This window comes from Lonsdalea britannica (genome assembly GCF_002111595.1).
GTDB lineage: Bacteria > Pseudomonadota > Gammaproteobacteria > Enterobacterales > Enterobacteriaceae > Lonsdalea > Lonsdalea britannica.
In genome coordinates, this window is sequence record NZ_LUTN01000019.1 from 69,989 (window position 1) to 92,220 (window position 22,232).

General features: G+C 55.8%; 16 protein-coding genes and 4 pseudogenes. 9 read left to right on the plus strand and 11 right to left on the minus strand.

Annotated elements, in window-relative coordinates:
- Positions 1 to 92: 92 nt before the first annotated feature.
- Together glpK and AU509_RS14910 are read right to left on the minus strand one after the other, a co-directional pair.
- Positions 93 to 1,604: a glycerol kinase GlpK gene (gene glpK, locus AU509_RS14905; RefSeq protein ID WP_085651738.1), complete on the minus strand. Its 1,512-nt coding sequence runs from the start codon at positions 1,602 to 1,604 to the stop codon at positions 93 to 95.
- 12 nt (positions 1,605 to 1,616) lie between these two features.
- Positions 1,617 to 2,471, minus strand: coding sequence for an MIP/aquaporin family protein (locus AU509_RS14910; protein WP_085651737.1), 855 nt, complete (start codon positions 2,469 to 2,471; stop codon positions 1,617 to 1,619).
- A 585-nt stretch (positions 2,472 to 3,056) separates the two neighbouring features.
- On the opposite strand from AU509_RS14910, the gene zapB reads away from it, so the two are divergent.
- The gene (gene zapB / locus AU509_RS14915; RefSeq protein WP_026740886.1) at positions 3,057 to 3,299 is read left to right on the plus strand and encodes a septal ring assembly protein ZapB; all 243 of its coding nucleotides are present in this window, start codon (positions 3,057 to 3,059) and stop codon (positions 3,297 to 3,299) included.
- 53 nt (positions 3,300 to 3,352) lie between these two features.
- Here the strand turns inward: zapB and rraA are convergent, their stop codons facing one another.
- From rraA to priA, 7 genes and pseudogenes are all read right to left on the minus strand, one after another.
- A complete protein-coding gene (gene rraA, locus AU509_RS14920; protein WP_085651736.1) occupies positions 3,353 to 3,838 on the minus strand; it encodes a ribonuclease E activity regulator RraA in 486 nt (161 codons plus the stop codon).
- Positions 3,839 to 3,966: 128 nt separating this feature from the next.
- A pseudogene (locus AU509_RS14925) lies at positions 3,967 to 4,883 on the minus strand (1,4-dihydroxy-2-naphthoate polyprenyltransferase).
- 109 nt (positions 4,884 to 4,992) lie between these two features.
- Positions 4,993 to 6,323 (minus strand): annotated as a pseudogene (gene hslU / locus AU509_RS14930) (HslU--HslV peptidase ATPase subunit).
- A gap of 9 nt (positions 6,324 to 6,332) precedes the next feature.
- On the minus strand, positions 6,333 to 6,863 hold the full coding sequence (gene hslV / locus AU509_RS14935) for an ATP-dependent protease subunit HslV (protein ID WP_026740890.1): 531 nt from the start codon (positions 6,861 to 6,863) through the stop codon (positions 6,333 to 6,335).
- 84 nt (positions 6,864 to 6,947) lie between these two features.
- Positions 6,948 to 7,781: a cell division protein FtsN gene (gene ftsN, locus AU509_RS14940; RefSeq protein WP_094118718.1), complete on the minus strand. Its 834-nt coding sequence runs from the start codon at positions 7,779 to 7,781 to the stop codon at positions 6,948 to 6,950.
- Positions 7,782 to 7,861: 80 nt separating this feature from the next.
- Positions 7,862 to 8,901 (minus strand): annotated as a pseudogene (gene cytR, locus AU509_RS14945) (DNA-binding transcriptional regulator CytR).
- A 231-nt stretch (positions 8,902 to 9,132) separates the two neighbouring features.
- Positions 9,133 to 11,331: a primosomal protein N' gene (gene priA / locus AU509_RS14950; protein ID WP_094118719.1), complete on the minus strand. Its 2,199-nt coding sequence runs from the start codon at positions 11,329 to 11,331 to the stop codon at positions 9,133 to 9,135.
- Between the two features lie 276 nt (positions 11,332 to 11,607).
- Here priA and rpmE point away from each other — a divergent pair, with 276 nt between their 5' ends.
- Entirely contained in the window at positions 11,608 to 11,823 is a 216-nt protein-coding gene (rpmE, locus tag AU509_RS14955) for a 50S ribosomal protein L31 (RefSeq protein ID WP_026740894.1), read from the plus strand.
- A 95-nt stretch (positions 11,824 to 11,918) separates the two neighbouring features.
- On the opposite strand, the gene metJ is transcribed toward rpmE, so the two are convergent.
- Entirely contained in the window at positions 11,919 to 12,236 is a 318-nt protein-coding gene (metJ, locus tag AU509_RS14960; protein ID WP_085651730.1) for a met regulon transcriptional regulator MetJ, read from the minus strand.
- Positions 12,237 to 12,421: 185 nt separating this feature from the next.
- Between metJ and metB the strand changes: the two genes are divergently transcribed.
- The 6 genes and pseudogenes from metB (at position 12,422) to AU509_RS14990 (ending at position 19,974) form a co-directional block, all read left to right on the plus strand.
- Complete coding sequence (gene metB / locus AU509_RS14965) at positions 12,422 to 13,582, plus strand: cystathionine gamma-synthase (RefSeq protein WP_085651729.1); 1,161 nt, start codon at positions 12,422 to 12,424, stop codon at positions 13,580 to 13,582.
- A gap of 2 nt (positions 13,583 to 13,584) precedes the next feature.
- Positions 13,585 to 16,018: pseudogene (locus tag AU509_RS14970) on the plus strand (bifunctional aspartate kinase/homoserine dehydrogenase II).
- Between the two features lie 261 nt (positions 16,019 to 16,279).
- A complete protein-coding gene (gene metF, locus AU509_RS14975; RefSeq protein WP_085651727.1) occupies positions 16,280 to 17,176 on the plus strand; it encodes a methylenetetrahydrofolate reductase in 897 nt (298 codons plus the stop codon).
- Between the two features lie 482 nt (positions 17,177 to 17,658).
- Positions 17,659 to 18,576, plus strand: a complete 918-nt coding sequence (gene oxyR, locus AU509_RS14980) for a DNA-binding transcriptional regulator OxyR (protein WP_085651726.1) — start codon at positions 17,659 to 17,661, stop codon at positions 18,574 to 18,576.
- 380 nt (positions 18,577 to 18,956) lie between these two features.
- The gene (gene fabR, locus AU509_RS14985) at positions 18,957 to 19,601 is read left to right on the plus strand and encodes an HTH-type transcriptional repressor FabR (RefSeq protein ID WP_074729089.1); all 645 of its coding nucleotides are present in this window, start codon (positions 18,957 to 18,959) and stop codon (positions 19,599 to 19,601) included.
- A gap of 25 nt (positions 19,602 to 19,626) precedes the next feature.
- The gene (locus AU509_RS14990) at positions 19,627 to 19,974 is read left to right on the plus strand and encodes a YijD family membrane protein (protein WP_085651725.1); all 348 of its coding nucleotides are present in this window, start codon (positions 19,627 to 19,629) and stop codon (positions 19,972 to 19,974) included.
- A gap of 61 nt (positions 19,975 to 20,035) precedes the next feature.
- Here the strand turns inward: AU509_RS14990 and trmA are convergent, their stop codons facing one another.
- Positions 20,036 to 21,139: a tRNA (uridine(54)-C5)-methyltransferase TrmA gene (trmA, locus tag AU509_RS14995; protein WP_085651724.1), complete on the minus strand. Its 1,104-nt coding sequence runs from the start codon at positions 21,137 to 21,139 to the stop codon at positions 20,036 to 20,038.
- A 190-nt stretch (positions 21,140 to 21,329) separates the two neighbouring features.
- Between trmA and murI the strand changes: the two genes are divergently transcribed.
- Positions 21,330 to 22,199, plus strand: a complete 870-nt coding sequence (gene murI / locus AU509_RS15000; RefSeq protein WP_094118720.1) for a glutamate racemase — start codon at positions 21,330 to 21,332, stop codon at positions 22,197 to 22,199.
- Positions 22,200 to 22,232 lie beyond the last annotated feature (33 nt).

Here is a 22,232-nt window from a genome sequence, read left to right on the forward strand (position 1 = left end):
AGGGGTCGGAATGGGAGATAAAGCGGCGGGGAGAAAATGGGCGCGGCAGATGCGCCCGATCAAAGTTGTGGGGGATTTAAGCGACGAGCGATTTAATCGTCATGGTCTTCCCACGCGCGTACGCGCGCCACGGCTTTCTGCCAGCCGCGATAGCGATAATTACGCTCCACGGTTTCAATGCCGGGACGAAACTCCCGCTCGATAGCGGTCTTGCTTTTGACCTCATCCAGATCGCTCCAGAATCCGGTCGCCAGACCGGCCAGGAAAGCGGCCCCCAGCGCGGTGACTTCGCGAATGACAGGACGTTCGACGCGCGTGCCCAGAATGTCGGACTGGAACTGCATCAGGAAGTTATTGGCGACCGCGCCGCCGTCGACTCGCAGCGAGTGCAGATGAGTCCCCGCATCCGCCTGCATCGCGTCCAGCACATCTCGCGTTTGATAGGCGATGGACTCCAGCGTCGCGCGGATGATGTGGTTGGCGTTTACGCCGCGCGTCAGTCCGAAGATGGCGCCGCGCGCGTAGGGATCCCAGTAAGGCGCGCCCAGTCCTGTGAACGCGGGAACAACGTAAACGCCGTTGGTGTCGTTCACTTTGCCAGCGAAGTACTCGGAGTCCGTTGCGTCGCCAATCAGTTTCAGCTCATCGCGCAGCCACTGTATGGATGCGCCGCCCATGAATACGGCGCCTTCGAGCGCATAATTGACTTCGCCGCGCGCGCCGCAGGCGATGGTGGTCAGCAGGCCGTGTTCAGATTTCACCGCTTCCGTACCGGTATTCATCAACAGGAAGCAGCCGGTGCCGTAGGTATTTTTCGCCATACCGGGGCTGACGCACAACTGACCATACAGCGCCGCCTGCTGGTCGCCGGCGATGCCTGCGATGGGAATACGCGTGCCGCCTTTCCCCCCGATATTGGTTTTCCCATAAATCTCGGACGACGAATGAACGCTCGGCAACATGGCGCGAGGGATATCCAGCGCATCGAGCAGCCGGTCGTCCCAGTCCAGCGTGTGGATGTTGAACATCATGGTGCGCGAGGCGTTGGTGTAGTCCGTGACGTGTACGCGTCCCTGCGTCATTTTCCAGATAAGCCAAGTGTCGACGGTGCCGAACAACAGTTCGCCCCGTTGCGCTCTTTCGCGAGAGCCTTCCACGTGGTCCAGAATCCATTTCACCTTCGTGCCGGAAAAGTAAGGGTCGATCACCAGACCGGTGAGGTCGCGGATCGTCTCTTCCAGACCCGCTTTTTTCAGCTGTTCGCAGATCTCGGCGGAGCGGCGGCACTGCCACACAATGGCGTTGTAAATCGGTTTTCCGGTGTCCTTTTCCCAAACGATGGCGGTTTCCCGCTGGTTGGTAATACCGATGCCCGCGACTTCATCCGTACTGATCCCGACCTTGGCGAGCGCCTCGACCAGCGTGGCGCTCTGCGACGCCCAGATCTCCATCGGATCGTGTTCCACCCAGCCAGCCTTCGGGTAAATTTGTGCGAATTCGCGCTGGGAAACGCTGACGATATTGGCATCGTGGTCCAGCACTACGGCACGGGAGCTGGTGGTTCCCTGGTCAAGGGCAACAATATATTTCTTTTCCTGAGTCATAGAAGTGGTCCTTTATCGGGAAGACACGTTGCGAGTTTCGGCAGGCGCTGCGCTGGCGTCATCGGTCGGGCAGACGTCGCAGGGCAGGTTGCGGCCAATCAGTTTCCGGTAGCCAAAAGCGCCCAAACCGGCACCGACGATCGGCCCAAGGATAGGCACCAGGAAGTAGGGAATATCCCGGCCTCCGGTGAAGGCGACCTTGCCCCAGCCCGCGAAGTAGGCGAAGAGTTTCGGACCGAAGTCACGCGCCGGGTTGAGGGCGAATCCGGTCAGCGGCCCCATTGAGGCGCCAATGACGGCGATGAGGATGCCGATGAGTAAAGGCGCCAGCGGGCCGCGTGGAATGCCGTTGCCATCATCGGTCAGCGCCAGTATCAGACACATCAGGATAGCGGTAATCACTGTTTCCACGAGGAAGGCTTGGGGAACGGAGATCAACGGGTTGGGATACGTCGAGAAAATGCTCGCCAGGCTCAGGCTTTCCACGCTGCCGCGGAGGATCCCCTGTGCCTGTTCGGTCGCGTAAAACAGATTGTAGTACAGGCCATAGACCAGCGCAGCGGCGCAGAAGGCGCCCCCTATCTGCGCCAGGATATAAGGGACAACTTTGCGTCCGTCGAAGCAGGCGAAGAGCCACAGTGTAATGGTGACGGCGGGGTTAAGGTGCGCGCCGGAAATCGCAGCCGTCAAATAGATAGCCATGGCGACGCCGAGGCCCCAGATGATGCTGATTTCCCATTGTCCGAAGCTGGCGCCAGCCAGTTTCAAGGCGGCGACGCAGCCAACGCCGAAAAAGATCAGCAGACCTGTGCCCAGAAATTCGGCAATGCACTGGCCCTTTAATGTAGAGATTCGCGATTGACTCATACACATTTCCTGTTTTTAACGTAGGGCGTAATAGTGAATGCAGGAGAAGATTCCTGCGGCGTTCGACCTTTCACGGTTTGTTTCACTGTGCTATCGCCAACGACACGCAAAGTGAGGAGGGAGTGACGTGTGCAGGTCAAATGTTCCTTTGATGTTAATTTATCGTTAATGAGCGAAATAGAAAAATATCGCTAGTAAAATGTGTGTTGTGCGTCAAAAAAATGAGCGTATTCGCTTATTTCTCGTGAGCTGGAAACCTTCCGCCGCTGAAACGCGTTAAATAACGCCTTAACTTGATTAACATTTGCTGTTCTCCGACGGTTTTTTTCGGTTTCTGCCGATAGCTCCGGTCAGGAAAAAATGACACACTCGCGATTGTGGAGGATGGGCGCTAGACAGTTTCCGGCTGGCTACATACAATCTTCCGAGCGTGTTGCGCCCTTGGGGCGTAACGGAGTCGGCGCAGACCGGCCGTTCGCATTGCGGCTAGTGCGCCAACGCTATGAATACGCCAGTACGGTGTGAGAATTCGCAATAAATCAGCGTTAACGGCGTATGCCTTGCGTGAAAAAGGGGTTAGAAGTTATGTCATTTGAAGTGTTTGAGAAGCTGGAATCGAAAGTTCAGCAGGCGATTGACACCATTACGCTGTTGCAGATGGAAATTGAAGAGCTGAAAGAAAAGAATAATGCGCTGTCGCAGGAAGTTCAGAGTGTGGCAGGCAATCGTGATGCGCTGATGCGCGAGAACGAACAATTGCGTGAAGCTCAGAGCTCATGGCAGGAACGTCTGCAGGCGCTGCTGGGAAAGATGGAAGAAGTACAGTAAGACAGTAGCAAGAGACGGAAAAGGGCGCGTTCACGCCCTTTTCATCCGGTCGCTTACTCCAGATCCAGCGGATCTTCGGAGAGAATGATACCGGTGTTGTCGGCATACAGATGGTCGCCGGAAAAGAAGGTGACGCCGCCAAAATTGACGCGGATATCCGTTTCGCCGATGCCTTCTCCCTCAGCGCCAGCCGGCGTGGCCGCCATGGCCTGAATGCCAATATCCAGCTCAGCCAAATCGTCGACCTGACGCACCGCGCCATAGATCACCATGCCTTCCCACTCGTTTTGCGTCGCTAATCTTGCCAGCTCGGCGTTGATCAGTGCCCGGCGCACAGAGCCGCCGCCGTCGATCAGCAGTACGCGACCGATGCCGTTTTCTTCCAGCAGCTCATAAAGCAGCCCGTTGTCTTCAAAGCATTTCACCGTGGTGATTTGACCACCAAATGAACTACGGCCACCAAAATTGGAGAAGAGAGGCTCAACGACATTGACCTCTTCATGATAGACATCACACAGTTCGGAAGTATCGTATTTCATAGGATTAACGCCTGGTTGTCGCAGGGATCGTGGAATTGAGTATATCCCTTTCTGGAGAAGGTTAGCAAAATCATCGCCTGTTGCCTTGACCGTCATCAGGGAACAGGGATGACCTTGAAGGGGCGAACTTAGCTCAGCATTACGCCCGCAGCGAACAAAATATTGGTCAGCAGGCGCATTTGACCGTCTTTTCGAGCATGGGACGCATACTGAATGCCGTGGTTTCACGCAGCACGTAGCGCCCCTGTTTGACCAGCAGCGGCAGTGACAGAATAAACAGCCAGCCGGCCAGGCTTTGCAGATAAATGAGCGCGAACAGCCCGAGGCACAGCGGCGCGGCCATCAGCAGCAGCATGTGATACCGGCGGGCTTTCTGTGCGCCAAGCCGGACGGCCAGCGTGTTTTTTCCGCTCAAACGGTCGTTGTCGATATCGCGCAGATTATTGATGTTCAAAACGGCGGTGGCAAGCAGACCGCAGGCGGTGGCGGGCAGCATGACGATGCTATCGAAATGACCGGTTTGCAGTACATAAGAGCCTGCCACGCTCAGCCAGCCGAAGAAAATCAGTACCGAGATATCGCCCAGGCCGATATAGCCGTAAGGCCGGTTGCCCACCGTATACGTGATGGCGGCCAAAATCGCCATCAGCCCCAACACGAGAAAGACGACGATATCTACCGGTTTCTCGCAGGCGAGCGCGACCAGAGAAATACCCGAGACGATGGTCAGCAGCACCGTAACGATCAGGGCGTTGCGCAGTTCGGTCAGGCTGATGGCCCCGGTCTGAATACCGCGTAGCGGTCCGATACGTGTCTCGGTATCGCTGCCTTTCACCGCATCGCCGTAGTCGTTGGCCAGGTTGGAAAGAATTTGCAGCAAACCGGCTGTCAGCAGCGCAAGCAGCGCGACTCCCGGTTTGAAACTGCTTTGCCAACCGGCGATAGCTGAGCCGGTCACGATGGAGGCGAAGGCCAACGGTAGCGTCTTGGGACGCAAGCTGTCGAGCCAAGCCTGAGTTTTGCTGCTATGTGTCAATGAGGTCATGATCCGCTTCAGTTCTGGGAGATTATGCTTAACGTCGTTGCCGAAAACGCAAGTGGGAGGCGATAGCCTCCCACTTGATATGTTGTCAGGAACGATCCGCTGGCACGGATTATAAGATAAATCGGCTCAGATCTTCATCTGCTACTAATTCATCCAGGTGATCACGTACGTAATCCGCATCAATCGTCACATTCTGACCGCCCATTTCACTGGCGTTGTAAGACACTTCCTCGATCAGGCGTTCCAGCACGGTATGCAGACGACGCGCACCGATGTTCTCGGTACGTTCGTTGACCTGCCATGCCGCTTCCGCGATCCGACGGATACCGTCCGGCGCGAATTCCACATCCACGCCTTCCGTCGCCATCAGCGCTTTGTACTGCTGAGTCAGGGACGCGCTCGGCTCGGTGAGGATGCGCTCGAAGTCTTCCGTGGTCAACGCCTGCAGCTCAACGCGGATCGGCAGACGACCCTGGAGTTCAGGGATCAGATCCGACGGGCTGGCTACCTGGAATGCGCCGGAGGCGATAAACAGGATGTGGTCAGTTTTCACCATGCCGTGCTTGGTAGATACGGTACAGCCTTCCACCAGCGGCAGCAGGTCGCGCTGCACGCCTTCACGGGACACATCCGGGCCGGAGGACTCGCCGCGCTTACAGATTTTGTCGATTTCGTCGATGAACACGATGCCGTGCTGTTCAACGGATTCGATGGCATTCTGTTTCAGCTCTTCCGGGTTCACCAGCTTGGCGGCTTCTTCTTCCACCAGCTGTTTGAACGCGTCCTTGATTTTGATCTTGCTGGTTTTCTGCTTCTGTCCGGCCAGGTTCTGGAACATGGACTGAAGCTGATTGGTCATCTCTTCCATACCCGGAGGCGCCATGATTTCAACGCCTACCGGCGCGGCGGCCAGTTCGATCTCGATTTCTTTATCGTCCAGTTGGCCTTCACGCAGTTTTTTACGGAAAGCCTGACGAGCAGGAGACGGCTCCTGATTCTCTTCGGACTGTCCCCAGTTGTTTTTGGCCGGTGGGATCAACGCGTCCAGAATACGTTCTTCCGCCAGTTCTTCGGCGCGAACACGGTTCTTTTCCAGAGACTGGTGGCGCACCATCTTCAGGCGGCGTCAGTCAGATCGCGGATAATGGAGTCCACTTCTTTACCGACGTAGCCGACTTCGGTGAACTTGGTCGCTTCCACCTTGATAAACGGCGCGTTGGCCAGTTTGGCGAGACGACGGGCGATCTCGGTTTTACCTACACCGGTCGGGCCAATCATCAGAATATTTTTTGGCGTAACCTCGTGGCGAAGGTCTTCGTCCAGTTGCATGCGACGCCAGCGGTTGCGCAGGGCGATTGCCACGGCCCGTTTCGCCTTGTTCTGGCCGATGATGTAGCTGTCAAGCTCGCTGACTATTTCGCGCGGGGTCATCTCAGACATAGTAGATCCTTACGCCTTGGAGGCTAATTCTTCAATCGTGTGGAACTGATTGGTATAGATGCAGATATCACCGGCGATACCGAGTGATTTCTCGACGATTTCTTTGGCGCTCAGGTCGGTATTCTCCAACAGGGCGCGTGCGGCGGACTGGGCATAGGGGCCACCGGAACCGATAGCGATCAAGTCGTTTTCCGGTTGTACGACATCGCCGTTGCCGGTGATGATCAGCGAGGCGTTCTCATCGGCCACGGCCAGCAGCGCTTCCAGACGGCGCAGCATACGGTCGGTACGCCAGTCTTTGGCTAATTCCACCGCGGCTTTTACCAGGTGTCCCTGATGCAGTTCCAATTTACGTTCGAACAGTTCAAACAGGGTGAAGGCGTCGGCGGTGCCGCCCGCAAATCCGGCGATGACACGGTCGTTGTAAAGACGGCGTACCTTCCGCACGTTACCTTTCATGACGGTGTTACCGAGGGTGGCTTGACCATCTCCGCCGATGACGACTTGGCCATTGCGGCGTACGCTTACGATTGTTGTCACGAGCTAATCCCCGTTACTGAATAAAAAGACCCCCGCATAGCGCGGGGCATGTTGAAATTAGAAATGGGGGCGGGGCGGGGGTTTTCAACCCCCGGAGGCTAATGGAATACAGCTGCTGTTGCCCATACCTTTCAGTTTTTGGACCATCTTGTCTGCCGCGGGGCGGCTGCTGTATGGGCCTAGTATGATGCGATTCCATCCGCCGCTACTGGTAATTCGGCTTTCCACGCCCGCGAATGCCAGTTGCGCCCGGATGGATTCCGCGGGCGCCATCGCCTTGAACGAACCGCACTGGATCATCCAACGCTGCGCTTTCTCGGGTTTGTCCACCGGAGCCTTGGCCGTTTCCGTGTTGGCGGGCGTGGTATTTTTCGGCGCAGCGGGCGCTGTTTTCGGCACATTCTGACTAGGTTGCTGCGTTAGCGGCGCGACGGGCGCGGGCGTCGCCGTCTGCGGTTTGATAAACACCTGAGAACGCGGCACCTGAGTCTGGTCGTTATATGGCACTTCGGACAGCTGGGTCGGCTGACGGCGCATGTCCGACTGCATCTGCTCCAGCAATTGGCGCTGCTCTTCGGTCAGTTCCCCCGTCGAGCGCACTTCGCCGCCGGCGGAAGGCTCCGTCGGTGTCGTCACGCCAATCTGGCGATTTTCCAGCTCTTTGATATAGCGCCAGCGTTCTTCGGGTTTAGGCGGAAGCCCATTGCCCTTGCCGCCGGCATGATTAGGGAGGACCGGAATTTCCTGCGGTTTGTTATGGGCAATGAAATACAGCCCGCCCGCGAAGGTCACCAATACGGCAACCGCCAGCGCAATCATGGTTTTGGATGCGCCTGAGGAACCCTTTTTTTTCCGGCTGGATGTCTTTTTCCGGCGTGTGCCTGAACGCCCCCGCCCGACATAGTCTCTTTGTGCCACTATCGTTTCACTACGAAGTAAAAAAAGTAACAGGATGTCATGTTACTGAACCCTAAAATGTTTGACTAGCACCGTGATTCCTAAAGCCGGTGACGCGCAAAATTCGGCGGAGCGGTACTGTCGCGAATGACCAGTTTACTGGACAGCAGGCGTGAGCCCCGGGTTACGGAATGCCCCTGCAGCTGTTCAAGCAGCAGCAGCGTTGCCTCACGTCCGATTTCGTAGCGGGGTTGAGCCACGGTGGAGAGCGGGGGGAAGCAGTAGCTGGCCTGGATAATATCATCAAATCCCATTAGCGATAGATCCCGCGGCACGTTCAGACCCATTTTATGAGCTTGCGCCAGCGCACCCAACGCTATGGTATCACTATGACAGAAAATCGCGGTGGGTGGGGTAGGATGTGACATCAAAACCCCCAACCCGCGGATGCCGGTGTCATAGCTGAAATCCCCTCGCACGATATAGTGGTTATCCACCGTCAGGCCGCCCCGTCGCAACGCCTGAATATAGCCTTGCAGCCGATATTCGCTGAGAGGCAACGTCTCTGGGCCTGCAATACAGGCGATGCGCTGATGGCCCAGTTCATGAAGATAGTGCACGGCGTCGAACGCGGCGGTCAGGTTGTCGATATGGACCGTCGGCATTTCCAGTTCAGGTACGAATTCATTCGCCATCACCATTGGCGGCAGATTGCGGCGTCCTGCCTTACCGGCATCGAACGGCAAGTCGGACCCGAGCAGCAGCATACCGTCCACCTGAGTGGTGATATTGGAATCGGACAGCTTTCCGTCTCGTCTCTGTTGGTAAGCGCAGTCGCCAATCAGAACCCAATAACCCCGAGCCGCTGCGGTCTCTTCGATCCCGTGAATCACCTCGCTGAAAAAAGGATCGCCGATATCCGGGACGATCGCCAATAGCGTACGGGTTTCATGCCGTTTGGCGTAACGAGCAGACGCGTATTGCAAATAGCCGACGGCCTTGGCCGCTTCCTCGACTTTCTGTCGGGTCACGGCTGAGACTTTTTCCGGATCCATCAGGCTCGGGATACTGTGGCGGTCGAGACGCCCGCCTTGTCCGCCACGTCCTTCATCGTTGCAGCGGCCGTGTCTTTATTCTCCAACGCTTATTCTCCTCACGCCAGCTTCCGCTGCTGCGTCTTTCCGGCGTCTGTCAGCCAGGAGCGCCTGTATACCGCAGTCAAATTTACACCGTGTTCAGCATAGCGCCTTGCGGAGTAAGCATTAACAGATCTCGCATTATAGTTGTGGATTTATTATTCGCTGAACAGCATCACGCGCGAGTTTTTCGCGTTGGTTCGCAAAATTGTAGAAAAATCAATATGAAGAAAAGGTCACCCGTCCGTCGGGTCGACGTCCAGCACCCATTTGACCTTGCGCGACTGCGGCAGGGTATCGACGAGGCTCAGGGACGTCCGCAGCAGATGCTGTAGTCGGGCGCGGGAGGGGTGCTGAAGCAGCAGCTGCCAGCGAAATCGTCCCGCGCGTTTGGGCTGTAGCGCGGGCACTGGTCCCAGGACCCAGAGGTTTTCGTCGCGCAGCGGGCTGGCTTCCAGCAGATTACGTAGCTGGTGAAGGAATTGGCTGGCCTGCTGATTGTCGTGATCGTCAGCGCGAAACAGAACGTGGTTGGTGAACGGCGGCAGAGCCACGCTTTGGCGCTCTTTCAGCGTTTGGGCGGCGAAGGCATCGTAGCCCTGCTGCAACAACGTTTGCAGCAGCGGATGTTCGGGGTGATGGGTTTGCAACACCACCTCGCCGGCTTTTCCGGCGCGTCCGGCGCGGCCAGAGACCTGGGTGTAAAGCTGGGCGAATCGTTCCGCGGCCCGGAAGTCGGCGGAAAACAGAGAGCTGTCGACGTCCAGCAGAGCCACCAGCGTCACATCAGGGAAGTGGTGGCCTTTGGCCAACATCTGCGTCCCTATCAGGATCCGGGCGCCGCCCTGACGCACCTGCGCCAGCTGTTGCTCCAGCGCGCCTTTGCGGCTGGTGGTGTCGCGATCGATGCGAGTAATCGGCGTATCGGGAAAGAGGGCGGGCAGCGCCTGTTCGAGCTGCTCGGTCCCCAGTCCCACCGGCATCATGTTGGTTGAGCCGCAGTCAGGACATTGTTGTGGCACCGGTCGTTGGCTGTCGCAGTGATGGCAACGCAGCATCTGCTGGTGCTGATGCAGTGTGTAATAGTGATCGCAGCGCGGACACTCGGCGATCCAGCCGCATTCATGACACATCACCACCGGCGCAAAGCCGCGGCGATTGAGAAACAGGATGACCTGGTTTCCTTCCCGAACGTGGTGACGTATCCGTGCAATCAGGGGTTGCGATAGACCGGTGTTAAGCGGCAGTCCCTTCAGGTCGAGGATATTTTGCTGGGCAAGCCGCGCATTACCAGCGCGTTTACTGAGGCGTAACTGCCGGTATTTGCCGATTTGGACGTTATACAGCGTTTCCAGCGCCGGGGTCGCGGAGCCCATGACGATAGGGATATTCTCTTCCCGGGCGCGGAACACGGCCAAATCGCGGGCGTTGTAGCGCCACCCCTCCTGCTGTTTATACGAGCTGTCGTGCTCTTCGTCGATGACGATGAGGCCCAGCCGGGCGAAAGGCGTGAACAGGGCGGAGCGGGTGCCGATCACGATGGCGGCTTCCCCGTTTTTCGCCCGCAGCCATACAGACAGACGTTCGCTGTCGTTCAAACCGGAGTGCAGCGCGTCTACCGGCGCGTTAAAGCGATCTCTGAAGCGAGCTATGGTTTGCGGTGTCAGTCCGATTTCCGGCACCAGCACCAGCGCCTGCTTTCCCTGCGCCAGGATGTTTTCCAACACGCTGAGATACACCTCGGTCTTGCCGGAGCCGGTAATCCCGGCCAGCAGCCAGGCGGAAAAATGCTGATCTTCGCTGCGTATCGCGCCGACGGCGGTCGCCTGTTCGGTATTCAGACGCAGGCGTTCGCCGCTGACGCTGAAGTCCGGTCGCCAGTCTCGCGGCGCTTGCGATAGGGGCCTCAGGTCGCATAGCCCTTTAGCGCGTAACGCTTGCAGAGCGGCTTCGGTCAGTTGGGCGTCGCTGACCTGATGGCGGTAGAGCGGCCCTTGCAGTAACGCGGCCAGCGCTTGTTGCTGTTTGGGCGCGCGTTTCAGCGTCGGCAACGGAGTTTCACGCCCTTGTTCGGTGGCGAACCACTGCCACAGCGGCGCCGTGTGAGCGGGTTTACCCTGACGCAGTAGCGTCGGCAACGCATGGAACAGCACTTCGCCGATGGGGTAGTGGTAGTACTCGACGGCCCACATCAGGATGCGCCACAGGCTGGCTGGGAATAACGATTCCTGGTCCAGTACGTCCTGCACGGGTTTGAGCTGGGTCAGCGGCAGCGCGCTGTTATCGCTGAGAGCGGTCACGATGCCAATCATCCTGCGGTTGCCAAACGGCACGCGTACCCGCATGCCGGGCGTCGGGGGCAGAGATCCCGGGGGCAGCAGATAATCAAATGTACGCGCCAGTGGCACGGGCAGGGCAACCTGAACGACAGGCATGGCATCTCCGTCCGAAAGCTAAGGGGAAACTCTTTATACAGCATGGATGGCGAGTCAAAAGCGACACAATGCGATTGTGCGGAAAACCATCCGGCCGATAGTGTACATGGTGCGGCAGGTTCTGTGTGGGGGTGATTGCATCGGCTGGTTAATTTCTGTATGATTCGCCGCCTTTATACCGCGTGTATAAAGATAAAAACGAATTCAACTTCAACCTCGTGTGGTGTCTGGCGGAATAGGGCTGGATAGCGACACGGCCTTAATCAGAGGTTTCCCATGAAAGAAGGTATCCATCCGAATTACAGCGAAATTACTGCATCTTGCTCTTGCGGTAATGTCATCAAAACCCGTTCTACTGCGGGTCACGACCTGAACCTGGACGTATGCTCCGCTTGCCACCCGTTCTACACCGGCAAACAGCGTGTTGTTGACACTGGTGGTCGTGTTGATCGCTTCAACAAGCGTTTCAGCATCCCGGGCAGCAAGAAGTAATTTGCTTCACGGTTTTTGCCGCGGATTTTCTTCCGCGCATAACAAAGGCACCCTCGGGTGCCTTTGTCGTTTCTGGATGCCGTGAACGGCATCACTCAGTATTCCCAGGTATCCGGGTTGATACCCATTTCTCGCATGATCTGTTTGGCCACTTCAGGGATTTCATCGCAGCGCTCTTTACGCAGGTCTTCATCATTCGGCAACGGTTGCCCGGTAAATGCATGGAGAAACGCTTCGCAAAGCAATTCGCTGTTAGTGGCGTGACGCAAGTTGTTCACCTGGCGACGGGTGCGTTCGTCAGTTAAAATCTTCAATACTTTCAACGGGATGGAAACTGTGATCTTCTTGACCTGTTCACTTTTCTTGCCGTGTTCAGCGTATGGGCTTACGTATTCGCCATTCCACTTAGCCATGAGATACCTTAAAAATTATCGTGATGAGGACAGTCACTGTCATAAATTGTCTTAATTCTAGCGATTATTATAGGGATGCTCAATCTATACGCAAAGAAGTTTAGAAGTCTAGATGTATTGACGTCTATGTTGACTGCGTTTACTCTTGGGGCTCTTCATTCAGCTACCAGTCAGGAATCTCACCGATGACGCGCAAACAGGCCACTATCGCAGTTCGCAGCGGGTTGAATAACGACGAACAGTACGGTTGTGTCGTTCCCCCCATCAATCTCTCCAGCACCTATAACTTCGCCGGTTTTAACCAACCGCGTGAGCATGATTACTCACGGCGCGGCAACCCGACCCGCGACGTCGTGCAACGCGCGCTTGCTGAGTTGGAAGGCGGCGCAGGTGCGGTAATGACGAACAGCGGCATGTCTGCGATTTTGCTGGTTTGCACCGTTTTCCTGCGACCGGGCGATCTTCTGGTGGCGCCTCACGACTGCTACGGCGGTAGCTACCGCCTGTTCGACAGCCTGAGCAAACGTGGCGCGTTCCGGGTGAAATTCGTCGATCAGGGCAATGACGCGGAGCTGAAGGCGGCGTTGGCGGAAAAACCGCAGCTGGTGCTGGTGGAAAGCCCAAGCAATCCGCTGCTGCGCGTAGTCGACATCGCCGCGATCTGTCAGGCGGCGCGTGACGCGGGTGCGGTCAGCGTGGTGGATAACACCTTCCTGAGTCCGGCGCTGCAGAATCCGTTGAATTTGGGAGCCGACCTGGTGGTGCACTCCTGCACCAAATATCTCAACGGCCACTCGGATGTGGTCGCGGGGACGGTGATTGCGCGCGACCCTGAACTCGTGACCGAACTGGCCTGGTGGGCCAACAATATTGGCGTGACCGGCGCGGCGTTTGATAGCTATCTGCTGCTGCGCGGCCTGCGGACACTGGGGCCACGCATGGCGGCGGCGCAGAAGAATGCATTACAGATTGTGGAATTTCTTCAGCAGCAGCCGCAGGTGAAAAAACTGTATCACCCCTCTTTACCGGAAAACGCCGGGCATGACATCGCGCGTCGCCAGCAATCGGGTTTTGGGGCTATGCTGAGCTTTGAGCTGGACGGCGATGAAGATACGTTGCGCCGTTTCTTGTCCTCACTGGAGCTATTTACGCTGGCGGAGTCGTTGGGGGGCGTTGAAAGCCTGATCTCCCACGCCGCCACCATGACTCATGCCGGAATGGCCCCGGAAGCGCGCGCTGCAGCAGGGATATCCGAGACGCTGCTGCGTGTTTCCGTCGGTATTGAAGACGGTGACGATCTGGTCGCCGATTTAGAACAGGCATTTCAGGCAGTCGCAAAGAGGTAACGATGAGTGCTTTAGGGATAGCGGGTGCCGCCACGGGTCGGCAGCTGCATAAATTTGGCGGCAGCAGTTTGGCTGATGTGAAATGTTATCAGCGCGTCGCCGGTATTATGGCCGAATACAGTCGTCCCGGTGACCTGATGGTCGTGTCGGCGGCGGGTGGCACGACCAACCAGCTGATTAGCTGGCTAAAGCTTAGTCAAACCGACCGTATTTCCGCGCATCAGGTGCAGCAGGCGCTGCGCCGCTATCAAAGCGAACTGATTGCGGGTCTGTTGCACGAGGCTGCGGCAGAGCGGCTGACTTCTGCGTTTATTCATGACCTTGAGCGTCTGGCGGCGCTGCTGGACGGAAAAATCACCGAAGCGGTTTATGCCGAAGTCGTGGGACACGGAGAAATCTGGTCTGCCCGATTGATGGCCGCCGTGCTGAATCAATCAGACATCGATGCCTCCTGGCTGGATGCACGCACGTTTCTCTGCGCGGAGCGCTCTGCGTTGCCTCAGGTTGACGAAGGACGCTCCTGGCCGCTGTTACAGCAGCAGCTCATCCAGCATGCTAATCAGCGTCTGGTGATCACCGGTTTTATCAGCCGTAATGAAGCGGGTGAAACGGTCCTGCTGGGCAGAAATGGGAGTGACTACTCGGCCACGCAGATCGGCGCGTTGGCGGATGTCGAACGTGTGACGATCTGGAGCGACGTTGCCGGCGTGTTCAGCGCGGATCCGCGCAAAGTCAAAGATGCCTGTCTGCTGCCGTTGCTGCGGTTGGACGAGGCCAGCGAACTGGCGCGTTTAGCCGCTCCTGTTCTGCATACCCGCACGTTGCAGCCGGTGTCCGGTAGCGATATCAATCTTGAGCTGCGCTGCAGCTATCAACCCGAACAGGGTCGACCCGTATCGAACGCGTACTGGCCTCCGGAACCGGCGCCAAGATCGTCACCAGCCATGATGATGTTTGTCTGATTGAGGTGACGGTACAAGATGGACACGATTTTCAACGTGTGCAGCAAGACGCCGGACAATTGCTTCAGCGCGCGCAGATAAAAGCGCTGGCGACAGGCATCCATCCTGACCGTAATTTGCTGCAGTTCTGCTACACCTCGGAAGTGGTCGACAGCGCCTGGTCGCTGCTGGAGCAGTCGGCGCTGCCGATTCAGCTTCAACTGCGTGAAGGTCTGGCGATTGTCGCGGTCGTAGGGGCTGGCGTCGGCAATAACCCGCTTCATAGCCACCGTTTTTATCAGCAGCTTAAAGACCAGCCAGTCGAATTCGTCTGTGAATCGGACGATAGCATCAGCCTTGCGGCGGTGCTGCGCGTCGGGCCGACAGAGCATCTGGTGCGTGGTCTACATCATTCTTTATTCCGAGCGGAAAAGCGCATCGGACTGGTGCTGTTCGGTAAAGGAAACATTGGTTCCCGCTGGCTGGAGCTGTTCGCTCGCGAACAAACTCATCTGTCAGCACGTACCGGTTTTGAATTTGTTCTGGCCGGTGTCGTCGACAGCCGCCGCAGCTTGCTGAATCACGATGGCTTAGATGCGGGGCATGTGCTGGCCTATTTCGACGACGAAGCTCAGGAACGAGACGAAGATGAATTGTTCCTGTGGATGCGCGCGCATCCCTATGATGATTTGGTGGTGCTGGATGTGACCGCCAGCGGGGCTGTGGCCGATCTGTATCTGGATTTCGCGAGCTACGGTTTTCATGTCATCAGCGCGAATAAACAGGCGGGAGCTCCGGCGGCGACAATTATCGCCAAATCCGCGATGCGTTCGCGAAAACCGGCGGCCATTGGTTATATAACGCCACCGTCGGCGCCGGATTGCCGGTGAACTATGCGGTCCGCGACCTGTGTGAAAGCGGAGACAGCATCCTGGCCATTAGCGGGATCTTTTCCGGCACGCTGTCTTGGCTATTCCTGCAGTTCGACGGCACGGTGCCGTTCACCGAGCTGGTGGATCAGGCATGGCAGCAAGGTTTGACCGAGCCTGACCCGCGCGACGATCTGTCCGGTCAGGACGTGATGCGTAAACTGGTGATTCTGGCGCGCGAAGCCGGCCATGACATAGAGCCGTCGCAGGTGCGTGTCGAGTCGCTGGTCCCCGCAGGCTGTGAACAGGGTTCCGTCGACCAGTTCTTCGAGGACGGCGAGTCGCTGGACGACCAAATGCTACAGCGGCTGGAAGCGGCCAATGAAATGGGATTGGTGCTGCGCTATGTGGCGCGCTTCGATGCCAGCGGTAAGGCGCGCGTCGGGGTGGAAGCCGTCCGTCCGGATCACCCTCTGGCCGCGTTGCTGCCGTGCGACAACGTCTTCGCGATCGAAAGCCGTTGGTATCGTGATAACCCGCTGGTTATCCGAGGTCCGGGGGCGGGTCGTGATGTGACCTCCGGAGCTATCCAATCCGATCTGAACCGGTTGGCTCAACTGCTCTGATCGCGAGGATGTCGGCGACATCTTCGTGAAAAATCGCCGTGATCCAACTCCGCCCGAAGCGTTCTGCTTCGGGTTTTTTTATACTTAAAATCAACGTGTTGTGTCGTTGTTAAAGCAACATGAATCCTCCTCACATTGCATGAATAAACATCAGCTCCCAAAGCGTTGACTACGGATACCGATTCGGCCATTTTTATATAGACGTCTAAACGTATAGACGTTTGCATGGTGGCAATGACAACGGCTAATTGAGGTAAGGATATGAGTTTTTTCCACGCGAATCATCAGGAGGCGCTGAATCAGAGCCTGGCGGAATTGCAGGGGCACATTAATGTTTCTTTCGAGTTTTTCCCGCCGCGCACCAGTGAGATGGAAGGGACGCTGTGGAGTTCAATTGACCGTTTGAGCAGCCTGAAACCCAAGTTTGTGTCGGTGACTTATGGCGCTAACTCCGGCGAACGCGACCGCACGCATAGCATCATTAAAGCCATTAAGGAACGTATCGGCGTTGATGCGGCGCCACATCTGACCTGTATCGACGCAAGTCGTGATGAGCTGAAAGCGATTGCACAGGATTATTGGCAAAGCGGTATTCGTCACATCGTCGCGCTGCGAGGCGATCTCCCCCCCGAAGGTGGCAAACCTGAGCTTTATGCGGCGGATTTGGTGACCCTGCTGAAAGAAGTAGGCGACTTCGATATTTCTGTGGCGGCCTACCCTGAAGTGCATCCTGAGGCCAAAAGTGCTCAGGCAGATTTGATCAATTTGAAACGCAAAGTCGATGCGGGTGCTAATCGCGCCATCACCCAGTTCTTTTTCGACGTAGAAAGCTATCTGCGCTTTCGTGACCGTTGTGTCTCCACGGGGATCGACGTGGAAATTGTGCCGGGCATTTTGCCTGTTTCTAACTTCCGACAGCTGCAGCGTTTTGCCACGATGACTAACGTACGCGTACCAAATTGGATGACAGCGATGTTTGACGGGCTGGATCACGATCCGGAAACGCGCAAGATGGTGGGCGCTTCCATTGCGATGGATATGGTAAAAATCCTGCGACGGGAAGGGGTGAAAGACTTCCACTTCTATACCCTGAATCGCGCGGAGCTGAGTTATGCAATTTGCCATACGTTAGGGGTTCGTCCCGCCATCGCGGCCTGATTGCCGTTGCGACATCATGCAGCGGCATCCATATCGGCATTTCCTACTGACGGGGATGCCTTCACATTCCTTCTGACTACGGGCACGTAGCTCCCGACAGTTTCTCTGTAACTCTTATCAATAGACAAAAAAAGGCGGGCCTGAGGCCCGCCAAAGTATCGTTGGCTTTCTTTTTACTTGTCTGCTTTTCAGGATGATATCGGCGTGATTCTGTACCGTTAGTGAATATCAGGTGCCGATAGCCCGCATGGGTTAGCCTCGGCCTGCCAGAAATTCACTGATCCTGAATGCCACAATCCCGTTGTAGCTTCTCTGCCCTGGTGGTGGCGTTGAATAAGTTCACCTTCATGTTCGGTAGCGTACAAAAAGAGAGCTGTTTGCTTAACTTGGAAGTATTATTGCTCACAGAGGTTGATAGGGCTAATCGTTCATTGCTATTCTATCTATCGTTATGGGCTATCGTGTTTAAGGAGAATTGAGGCATGAACATCCGGGATTTAGAATATCTTGTGGCGTTAGCGGAGCACCGGCATTTCCGCCGAGCCGCTGATTCTTGCCACGTTAGCCAACCTACGCTGAGCGGGCAGATTCGCAAGCTCGAAGACGAACTGGGCGTGATGTTGCTGGAGCGTACCAGCCGCAAAGTGCTGTTTACACAAGCCGGTTTGCTGTTGGTCGAACAGGCCCGAACGGTGCTGCGCGAAGTCAAAGTGCTGAAAGAGATGGCGAGCCAGCAAGGTGAAAGCATGTCTGGTCCGTTGCATATCGGACTGATCCCGACCGTAGGCCCTTATCTCCTTCCTCACATCATCCCCATGCTACACAAAACGTTTCCAAAATTGGAAATGTATTTGCACGAAGCGCAGACCCATCAACTGCTGGCTCAGCTGGATAGCGGTAAACTGGACTGCGCCATTCTTGCCATGGTGAAAGAGTCGGAAGCCTTTATCGAAGTGCCGCTGTTCGACGAACCGATGAAACTGGCAATTTATCAGGATCATCCCTGGGCCAATCGCGAGCGGGTCGCCATGTCGGATCTGGCCGGGGAGAAACTGTTGATGCTGGAAGACGGCCACTGCCTGCGCGATCAGGCGATGGGCTTCTGTTTCCAGGCCGGTGCGGATGAAGACACGCATTTTCGGGCGACCAGTCTGGAGACGCTGAGAAACATGGTGGCGGCGGGTAGTGGGATTACGTTATTGCCTTCCCTGTCGGTTCCGAAAGAAAGAACGCGTGACGGCGTGTCATACCTCCAGTGTTACAAACCGGAACCGAAGCGCACGGTCGCACTGGTTTATCGCCCAGGCTCGCCGCTGCGCAGCCGGTATGAGCAGCTGGCCGACGCTGTTCGCGAGCACATGCAGTTGTATCTGGACAATCAGGCAAAGCAGGCTGTTTAAATGGTTCGAGAGGATGGTTGCTGATTGAGCGTCTCCGCGGTCTGGGCGCAAATTATTACTTATGCGAATGGATTGCTGATCGCGCCATCCGAGAACAACCTCGCATAGTGCCTTGGACAGGGTTGAGCCTGTGGGCGTAAACCCCTTCTCAGGCTTCATCTCGATGTGTGTCGAGACGAGAACAATCGCGACTTTCCCTAAATCGTCGGTGTACAGGCCGGCATCAGTTGCTTAATTGCGGATATTGGCCTTTTGACCATCCACGAAGATTTCCCGAGTAAACCACGCTATTGTCACTTTTTATACGGACAAACTTTGACGCACTTTGTAGTGAGCAAAGTTTGCTATAGTGCCTCTCTAAGTAAGGAGAGCAAATCACTTTGAGCAAGACTACGGGTGTTAGAGCACAACAAAAAGAACGGACGCGTCGTTCCCTTATTGAAGCTGCATTTAGCCAACTGAGCGCTGAACGCAGTTTTGCCAGCCTTAGCCTGCGTGAGGTAGCCCGCGAGGCGGGTATCGCCCCCACTTCCTTCTATCGTCATTTTCGTGATGTTGATGAACTCGGTCTGACGATGGTCGATGAGAGCGGACTGATGCTCCGCCAACTGATGCGGCAGGCTCGCCAGCGTATCGTCAAGAGCGGCGGCAGCGTCATCAGAACGTCTGTATCCACCTTTATGGAGTTCATCGGCAACAACCCGAACGCTTTTCGCCTTTTGCTGCGTGAACGTTCCGGTACTTCCGCCGCATTTCGTGCCGCCGTTGTCCGGGAAATTCAGCATTTCATTGCCGAACTGGCGGATTACCTTGAAGTCGAAAATCATATCCCGCGTAGTTTCGCCGAGGCGCAGTCGGAAGCGATGGTGACGATTGTTTTCAGCGCGGGCGCGGAAGCGTTAGACATCGGCGCTGAACAGCGAAGCCAGCTGGAAGAACGCCTGGTATTACAACTGCGGATGATTGCGAAAGGGGCGTATTACTGGTATCGAAGAGAGCTGAGCAAAGGATTTACTACGCCGTAGTCTTTCAGACTCGTTGAGGAACATCATGGCAAAACTGAAAAATGCAGAGAAAGGGACGTTGTTGCTGTCGATGATTGCCGGTTTGTCCGTCAATGGCTCGTTCGCTGCTTTGTTTAGCGCCGTTGTTCCGTTTTCCATTTTTCCGCTCATCGCATTGGCGCTATCGGTTTGGTGTCTACATCAGCGCTATCGACGCCTGAATATGTCGCCTGGGCTGCCGAAGTTGGTTGCAGGCTGCTTTTTATTCGGCCTATTGCTCTTCAGTGCGATGATTCGGGCTGAGTATCCCCAAATCGGCTCCAACTTCGTGCCGTCTATTCTCTGCGTTTTGCTGGCTTTGTGGCTGATCATCAAGCGGCGTGACCGCCCATAGGCCAAAGACCATGCCTCTTAATCGATCAAGCTGGCAGCCGGGAAATCCGGCTGCGAAGGCGTTAGGCGAACTTTTCCAGTAAAACGCCGCATTCCATGTGATGGGTGTAGGGGAACTGATCAAATAGCGCCAGTTGGCTGACTTTGTGTGTCTGACTCAGGGTTTCCAAATTCGCGCACAAGGTTTCCGGGTTGCAGGATATGTACATAATCCGTGGGTATTCTTGAACCAAACGAACGGTATCTTCATCCAAACCGCTGCGCGGCGGGTCGACAAAGATGGTTTCGCATTGATAGCTGCTAAGATCGATGCCCTTAAGCCGATTGAACTGGCGGACGCCACGCATGGCTTGGGTGAACTCCTCCGCGGCCATGCGAATAATTTGCACATTATCAATCTGGTTCGCGGCAATGTTGTATTGCGCGGCAGCCACAGACGGCTTAGCTATCTCGGTCGCCAATACGTTTTCGAAATTACGCGCCAGCGCTAATGAGAAGTTGCCATTGCCGCAGTAGAGCTCCAGCAGGTCTCCTTTTGAACCGGCTGTCACGTTCAGCGCCCATTCCAGCATTTGCACATTCATGGCGGCATTGGGTTGGGTAAAGCTGTTCTCCACCTGGCGATAAATGATGTCTTTGCCGGCAACCGGCAGCACTTCATCAACGTAATCCCGATCGAGACAGATTTTAGTCTTGGTCGCTCGTCCTATTAATTGCAGATTAAAACCTTGAGCTCGCAGTTGGTCGCGCAATTCGCGAGCCTGTTGCTGCCATTCCTCATCTAATGGACGGTGGTACAGCAACGAGACTACGATTTCTCCACTCACCGTGGAAAGATAATCAATCTGGAACAGCTTGCGGCGTAATACAGGTTGCGGACGAATGGCCGCCAGTAATAGCGGCATGAGTGCGTTAATCAGCTCGCTGGCGGCGGGGAACTTGTCGACCCGAATGCGCTGTTTAGTGTGCTGATCGAACATGATGTGGAAAAGGTCGTCGCCTTCGTGCCAGACGCGGAACTCGGCCCGCATCCGATAGTGGCTAACCGGAGAACGGAATACGGCGGGTTTCGGAGCGGAAAATGGTGCCATCATCGCCTCTAGACGTGTGCGCTTTTCTTCTAGCTGAGCGTCGTAGTTTTCGATGGGCAGGATTTCTGGCGTCATAGTGTTCTCGTTTAAAGGCGGCTAGGTGACTTTACTGGCGGCGATTGTAGGGGATTGGGAAGGGATAGCCAACCTTGTCATAGGGAATCAGTTTACTGGTCGTAACGTGTGCTGGTGATAGATTACTTCCTCTCGAACAACTCGCTTCATGGTAAAATCGCGGTCTATTTATTGAGATGAAGAGGGGTGTATGGCTACCGATTGGCAGAGCGAGAACCCGGTCTCGCCGGAAGCTATTCCTTCTGTTTCCGGGCGTCCCACCGTACTGATTCTGGATTCCGGCGTGGGTGGTTTGTCGGTTTATGGTGAAGTTCGCAAGTTGCTTCCGGAATTGCACTATATCTACGCATTCGATAATGAAGCGTTTCCTTATGGCGAGAAACCGGAGCAGTTTGTCATTCAGCGGGTAGTTGCCATCGTTGAAGCGGTTCAGCAACGGTATCCGCTTTCCATGGTTATCGTCGCCTGTAACACGGCGAGTACGATTTCCCTTCCCGCCTTACGTGCTCGTTTCTCTTTTCCTGTTGTGGGTGTCGTGCCTGCCGTCAAGCCGGCAGCAAAACTCACACGCAACGGCGTGGTTGGGCTGCTGGCGACTCGTGGCACAGTGCAACGTACTTATACCCATGAACTGATTGCGCGCTTTGCTAATGACTGCAAGATTCTGCTGCTGGGATCGTCGGAACTGGTAGAGCTGGGGGAAGCTAAGCTGAGGGGAGAACGTGTTCCGACAGATGCACTGGTGCATATATTAAAACCCTGGCTCAAACTACCAGAACCGCCAGATACCGTAGTGCTGGGATGTACCCACTTTCCTCTACTGACGGAAGAGTTACAGCAGGTTCTGCCGGATGGGACTCGTTTGGTGGATTCCGGAGCGGCGATTGCGCGAAGAGCGTTATGGCTGATTGAACATATAGAAAAGCCAGCGCTATCTATTCAGAAAAATATCGCCTTCTGCCTTAACATTACGCCGCAGGTTGCCATGCTACAGCCGGTATTAGCTCGTTTTGGCTTCGATTCGCTGGAGAAATTGCCACTCCATCCTGTTTTTGAGTGAATTCTGAACGGTTGAAAATGTTTTTGTATTTAG